Consider the following 7,013-nt stretch of genomic DNA (forward strand, 5'->3'; position numbering starts at 1 on the left):
AGCTTCTCCAGCTTGTCGTTCGAATCTTCCTGCTCCTTGCGCAGCCGGGAGATACTGCCCTTTAGCTTGTCGATGTGGCGCTCGGTTTCACTGATTTCGCTTTGGAGCTGTTCCAGTTGGCGTTTGCGTCCCAGCAGACTGGCATTCTTCCGGTGCTGGCTGCCGCCGGTCATCGATCCGCCGGCATTGACGACATCGCCTTCCAGAGTGACGACGCGGTAGCGGTACTGGCATTTGGCTGCAATCTTGTTCGCCTGCTCCAGGCTTTCCGCAATGACGACATTCCCCAGAAGACTGCCGACAATGCTGGCATACTTGTCATCAAAGCCGACCAGTTCGGAGCCGATTCCGACGAATCCCTCCGCTCCCTCGATCATCCCCCGGTCGCTGCCGGTAATCTGCCGCAGCCGGATAACATCAAGCGGCAGGAAGGTTGCGCGGCCAAGCTGCCGCTGCTTCAGAAACGAAATCGCTTGGCGCGATACGGCTTCATTGTCCATGACGATATGCTGCAAAGATGCGCCCAGCGCCGTCTCAACAGCCGTCTCCAGCTTCTCCGGCACGGAGATCAGCTCGGCCACAGCGCCGTGAACGCCGCTAAGCTGCCCTTTACGCGCGCCTTTGAGCACTTCTTTGACGCCAAGCATGAAGCCGTCGAAGTCGTCCTGCATTTCCTTCATCGTCTCATGCCGGGATACCTGGGCTTCTCTCTTCTGCTCCCATTTACGAAGTCCCGAATGGGCTTCGTCCAGCAGCTTCTGCCGGGACACCGATTGTTCGCTCTCAGAGATGTAGTCCTTGCGCAGCTTCGCGAGCTCCTTGCCAAGCGTCTCAATTTGGCCCTTCAGCTTCGCCTGCTCCTGCTGAAGCTCTTTATGCCGCGAGATCCACTTCCCGCTCTCTTCCGCGCTGCGGTTCATCCGCCGCTCCAGGCTTTCTTTCTGCTGGTCGGCATAGCGTATCTCGTTGCGCGCCTGCGCCATTTTATTCATCAGCTCCAGCAACGCGCTCTTTAAGCTTTCCTCTTTACTCTGGCTGAGCCCGTCCGTAACACCTGTCAGCCTGGCTTCCTCGTCTGCGATTTGCTGCCGCAGCTCCGCAAGGCGAGTCCGGGTCTGCATCAAGCCGCTTTCCAGCGCCATTAGCTCCCGCTGGCGATCTTCCGAACGCTCTCCGACGGAGCCAATGGTCTGCACAAGCTGCTCCCGGTTGTTCTCCAGATGACGCCGGCGCTCCTTCAGCAGTTCGCCGAATCCTTCGCTCTTCTCGAATGCTTCGCTGTACCGCAGCAGCTGCTCCTGCAGCTGTTCGATCCGCTCCTCCAATTGGCGAAGCGCGGCTCTTCCGCTCTCCAGCTTGGCGTCATGGGCGGTGACAACCGTCGATAATTGAAGCTGCTCGTCCCGCAAAACTTCAAGCTTGGCATTGCCGTCCTTCCATGCCTCATGAATACCCTCAATCTGGTGTACATAGACGGAGATTTCCAGATTTTTCAGCTGTTCTTTCAGTTCCTTGTAGCGGACGGCCTTTTCGGATTGCTCCTTCAGCGGACCGATCTGGTCCTCCAGCTCGCTGATCAGATCGTGAATGCGCAGCAGATTCTGCTCCGTCTCATCCAGTTTGCGGCCCGCGTCCTTTTTGCGCGATTTATATTTGACGATGCCTGACGCCTCTTCAAATATGCCGCGCCGATCCTCGGAACGAGTGCTGAGAATCTCCTCAATCCGGCCTTGTCCGATAATGGAATAAGCCTCGCGGCCGATGCCGGTATCCATGAACAGCTCTGTAATATCTTTTAGTCTGCATGACTGCTTATTGATCATATATTCGCTGTCTCCGCTGCGGTGAACCCGCCGCGTTACCGTCACTTCGCTGAAGTCCAAAGGCAGAGCGTGATCCTCATTGTCCAGTGTCAGCGACACTTCGCCATAATTGACCGCCTTGCGGGCATCGCTTCCGGCAAAAATGATATCTTCCATCTTGCCGCCGCGCAGCGATTTGGCGCTTTGTTCACCGAGTACCCAGCGGATGCCGTCGGAAATGTTGCTCTTGCCGCTTCCGTTGGGACCCACGACAGCCGTAATGCCGCGCACAAACTCCATCTCTGTTTTGTCGGCAAATGATTTAAAGCCTGCTAATTCAATCCGTTTCAAAAACATACCTCGCCAGTCACCTCCGACCCATTATACCATAGCGTTTCATAACCTAACATAGCACGCTCTAATGAAGCGCAGTATGCAGTAAATATCGCTGGCTGTGAAATATAAAATTGACAGTGCTTGCAAAAAGTGATGTAGTAAAGTTAATCTGATTTCTATTTTTTTCTAGTATAGTTATTTTTCTATATTTTAAATCTTCATTAATAAGGATGATGGAAATGATGCGGGGACCTGAACAGCAAGAACATATTATTCGTTATCGGCAGGGCCGGATCACCAGAGAACCGGATCTTATTGTGACGGAGCATCCGGTCACACTTAAGATTAACGGTGAAGAATTCGTGACCCTGGTATGCACACCTGAATACATTGAGGACATGGCTATCGGCTACTTGGCCTCTGAAGGCATCATTCGGGGAATTCAAGATATCAAGGAGCTGTGGACGCAGGAAGAGGAAGGCTTCGTACACGTCTCCACGGACCGCTGGAATCATCTTCACCGCCAGCTGTACGCCAAACGTTATGTCAGTTCCTGCTGCGGCGGAGGCCGTCACGGTTTCGTTTTTGTTAACGATGCAAGGACCGCCAAAGTAATGGAGGGTGTTCATGTCTCACTATCCTTTGACGATTGTTTCCGCCTTATGGAGGGCGTGCAAGCCGGCGCGGAGCTGTTTCACCGGACAGGCGGAGTCCACTCCGCTGCGATTTGCGATACCAGCGGGGTGCTTCTTGCCCGCAGCGATATCGGCCGGCATAATGCGCTCGACAAGATTTACGGCCACTGCCTAAAGCACGAGATGAATCTGAATGACAAAATCATCGTGTTCAGCGGCCGGATTTCATCAGAAATCTTATTAAAGGCTGCCAAAATCGGCTGTGAGATCATTCTGTCGAAATCCGCTCCCACAGCCCTGGCTCTTGAGCTGGCTGAACAACTCGGCATCACGACAGTCGGTTTCATCCGTCAGGATTCATGCAATGTTTATACACGCCCTGAGCGGATCAGCGACTGTGCGATCTTAAAGAACAAATGAACAAACCTGGGATTTCAAGCAGAAAGCTCATAGTTCTGTATTTTTACTATTGTTACATTATTTACAGGACTATCTATTACAAAAAAAGATGCATCTGTTCAGCTTAGGGAGGGATGTTCAACGGATCATTTACTGGAACGTTTATATGCTCAGGAATCGCTCAGTTCCGAAGAAATTGTCAATCTGCTGGGAAGTTTGGACCCCGCTTCAAGGAGGCGGCTGCATGCTTTTGCGCATCAGAAGCGGGTGGCCCGTTACGGCACAGGAGTGTATCTCCGCGGGCTGATTGAATTCTCCAATATATGCAAACAAAACTGTATGTACTGCGGAATACGCTCTGGAAATAAGACAGTCAGCCGCTATCGGCTTCAGCCAGAAGAAATCATGGACTGCTGCCGGGAAGGATATGAATTGGGCTATCGCACCTTCGTTCTGCAGAGCGGAGAGGACGACTGGTATACAACGGATAAGCTGGCGGGCCTGATTGCCGATATTAAGCGGCGGTATCCGGATACGGCGGTGACGCTGTCGATCGGCGAGCGTGACGACGAGACGTATACCCGGTTATTTGAAGCGGGCGCGGACCGTTATTTGCTGCGTCATGAGACGGCTTCCAGCAGCCTGTATGAGGCGCTGCACCCGACCATGACTTTTGAGAACCGGCGGGACCGCCTGCGTTCCTTGAAGGCTATCGGCTATCAAGTCGGAGCCGGTTTTATGGTTGGATTGCCCGGACAGACGCATGAAGATTTGGCCAAGGATTTACTGTACCTGAAGGAGCTGAATCCGGATATGATTGGCATCGGCCCTTTTTTGCCCCATCAAGCCACCCCATTAAAGGACGAGCCAGCCGGAAGTCTGGAGGCCACTCTAGATATGATTGCACTTGCGCGGCTGTTTGTCCCGGGCGCCTTGATTCCGGCTACCACAGCCATGGGAACCGCTCATCCTTACGGGCGGGAGCTTGCGCTAAAAGCGGGTGCAAATGTAGTTATGCCTAATCTGTCTCCGCTGTCCGCACGTCCAAAATATACATTATATGACAATAAAATTTGTACGGGTGATGAATCGGCGCAGTGCCGGTTCTGTCTGGAGCAGCGGATTGAGGGTGCCGGCTTCCATGTCGATATGGGTCGCGGAGATAGTTTGAACCATCTGTCGCGCCCTCAGACGAAGCAGGCTATTCGGTAAACAATGGTTATTAATGAACCCAGAAAGAAGTGGATGTTCGTGATTCGAGTGAACGAAGGCTGTACGGCGGATTTTATTCAGGACGAGGAAATCAAGGGAGCGCTGCAATACGGGGAGACGGCGGTCAACGACAGCAAGCTCTTAACCGAAATCCTGGAAAAAGCAAGAAAGTGCAAAGGGTTGACCTCTCGCGAAGCCGCGGTGCTGCTGCATGTGGATGATGAAGATACGCTGGAACGGCTGTACCAGGTATCCAGGGAAATCAAGGAACGGATATACGGCAACCGGATCGTGCTGTTCGCGCCGCTCTATGTCAGCAACTACTGCGTTAATAACTGTGTCTACTGCGGATACAAGCACTCCAATTCCGAGTTTGCGCGCAGCCGTCTTACACAAAGCGAAATCGCCCAGGAAGTTAAGGTTCTTCAGTCGCTTGGTCATAAACGGCTTGTGCTCGAAGCGGGCGAAGATCCGCGCCATTGTTCCATCGACTACATCCTGGAGTGTATCCGGACGATCTACGAGACCAAGCAGGGTAATGGCAGTATCCGGCGGATTAACATCAATATTGCTGCTACGACTGAGGAGGATTACCGCAAACTGGCCGATGCCGGGATCGGAACGTATATTTTGTTTCAGGAGACTTACCACAGACCCAGCTATCACAATTACCATCCGCAAGGACCCAAGGGGCATTATGACTGGCATACGACCGCCATGGACCGGGCGATGCGCGCCGGAATAGACGATGTTGGCATCGGCGTCCTGTACGGACTCTATGATTATAAATACGAGACTATCGCCATGCTGCAACACGCCGAGCATTTGGAGCAGACATTCGGCTGCGGGCCGCACACCATCTCCGTCCCCCGTCTGCGCGAAGCGGAAAACGTGAATCTGGACAGTTATCCCTACCTTGTGGGCGACCGCGATTTCGCGAAGATTGTCGCTGTGCTGAGAATGGCCGTCCCTTATACGGGCATGATTCTGTCTACACGCGAAGACCCGGAATTCCGCGATCAGATCATACGGCTTGGAATATCGCAGATCAGCGCAGGCTCTGCCACCGGCGTCGGTGCGTACAGCGTCAATAAAGGCAAAGACGATAAACCGCAGTTCACGGTCGGCGATCATCGTTCTCCTATGGAAATTATTAAGAACCTGTGTCAAGACGGCTACGTTCCCAGCTACTGCACCGCTTGTTACCGCGAAGGACGGACGGGGGATCGTTTCATGCAGCTGGCCAAGTCGGGGCAAATTCATAATGTATGCCAGCCGAATTCCTTGATGACCTTTCAGGAATACCTGCTGGATTACGCCGACGAGGAAATGCGTGCTATCGGCGAGCAGACCATTCGCGAAAATCTGGAGCGCATTCCCAAGAAATCGGTCAAGAAAACAACGATGGAGCAGTTGCAGCGAATTCATGCGGGCGAAAGAGACCTGCGATTCTGATAACAGGAATTTGACGAACAGGACATCGCAAAAAAATGCACCCGGAACCTTGAAAAAAAGGAACCGGGTGCTTCTATTTTAACGCAACATTTTAACTCCCTTCCTCCGCCCAAGCCAGCATCGCGGACGGAAACATTTCAATCGCCCTTGGGAATACGCCATGGACATAGGCAATAAATACACCATAATTGACAATCGGTACTCCCGCAGCCCCCGCTTCCTCCAATCGATGCAGCATCGCTTTACGATTCAGGATGCACGCTCCGCAATGAATAATAAGGGAATACTGTTCCAATCCCTCCGGGAATTCACTGCCGGCGGCATGCTCGATTTGCAACTGCCTGCCCGTCTTTTCCCGCAGCCAGCGGGGAATCTTGACGGTGGCGATATCATCGGACTGCCGGTGATGCGTACAGGCTTCTGCAATCAGCACCCGGTCGCCGTCACGCAGGCGGCTGATCGCCCGTACCCCGCGCACAAGCTGCGGAAGATCGCCTTTATAGCGGGCGAACAGGATGGAGAAAGAGGTTAATGGCACATCCTTCGGCGTGTCGGCCTGGGCTTTCAGAAACGCCTGCGAATCGGTAATCACGATTTTTGGCTTGCGCCCCAGTGACGACAGTGTATGCCGTAGTTCCTGTTCCTTGGTCACCACAGCTACCGCATCACATTCCATAATGTCGCGAATGGTCTGCTGCTGGGGCAGAATCAGCCGACCTTTGGGCGCGGCCTTGTCGATCGGGACGACAAGAACGGCCAGGTCACCGGGACTTAACAGGTCGCCGACGATCCGGAACTTGTCCTCTGCTCTGGGCAAGGCAGCTGCAATTGCCGTCTTCATTTCGCCGATTCCACGTCCGGTGGCGGCGCTTATTGGAAGGGGCATAAGGCCAAGCTTGGCTTCCGCACGCGCTGCCGCTAAGCCTAAGCCGGCCTCTTCTTCATTTCCTTCAACGGCAAGCAGATCGGCTTTGTTTAAAATAACAATGACCGGAATCTCTCTGGCGGCAATCGTCCGCAGCAGCTCCTGCTCAAATTCGTCAACGCCATGGGCAGCATCAATCACAAGCAGCGCCACATCGGTTTTGTTCAGGATGCGCATCGTTTTGTGGATACGGAGCTGCCCCAAATCGCCAACGTCATCCAGTCCGGCCGTATCAATAAGCACTACCGG

The 7,013-nt window shown here is 53.4% G+C and carries 5 protein-coding genes; 3 read left to right on the forward strand and 2 right to left on the reverse strand.

Annotated features, from left to right (window positions below):
• A partial coding sequence (gene smc / locus L691_RS0108590) for a chromosome segregation protein SMC (protein WP_025689996.1) occupies window positions 1–2,159 on the reverse strand: 2,159 nt, incomplete at its 3' end.
• 221 nt (window positions 2,160–2,380) lie between these two features.
• Between smc and fdhD the strand changes: the two genes are divergently transcribed.
• The 3 genes from fdhD to hydG all read left to right on the forward strand — a co-directional run bounded on the left by fdhD (window position 2,381) and on the right by hydG (window position 5,839).
• Window positions 2,381–3,193 carry a formate dehydrogenase accessory sulfurtransferase FdhD gene (gene fdhD, locus L691_RS0108595; protein WP_025689998.1) on the forward strand — a complete coding sequence of 271 codons (813 nt, stop codon included), beginning with the start codon at window positions 2,381–2,383 and terminating at the stop codon, window positions 3,191–3,193.
• Window positions 3,194–3,325: 132 nt separating this feature from the next.
• Entirely contained in the window at window positions 3,326–4,384 is a 1,059-nt protein-coding gene (gene hydE, locus L691_RS0108600) for a [FeFe] hydrogenase H-cluster radical SAM maturase HydE (protein ID WP_084653999.1), read from the forward strand.
• Between the two features lie 3 nt (window positions 4,385–4,387).
• On the forward strand, window positions 4,388–5,839 hold the full coding sequence (hydG, locus tag L691_RS0108605; protein ID WP_232229138.1) for a [FeFe] hydrogenase H-cluster radical SAM maturase HydG: 1,452 nt from the start codon (window positions 4,388–4,390) through the stop codon (window positions 5,837–5,839).
• A 91-nt stretch (window positions 5,840–5,930) separates the two neighbouring features.
• On the opposite strand, the gene hydF is transcribed toward hydG, so the two are convergent.
• Window positions 5,931–7,013, reverse strand: a 1,083-nt coding sequence (hydF, locus tag L691_RS0108610) for a [FeFe] hydrogenase H-cluster maturation GTPase HydF (RefSeq protein ID WP_025690002.1), incomplete at its 5' end; no start/stop codon positions are given.

It is taken from the genome of Paenibacillus zanthoxyli JH29, assembly GCF_000520715.1.
Classification (GTDB): domain Bacteria; phylum Bacillota; class Bacilli; order Paenibacillales; family Paenibacillaceae; genus Paenibacillus_AQ; species Paenibacillus_AQ zanthoxyli.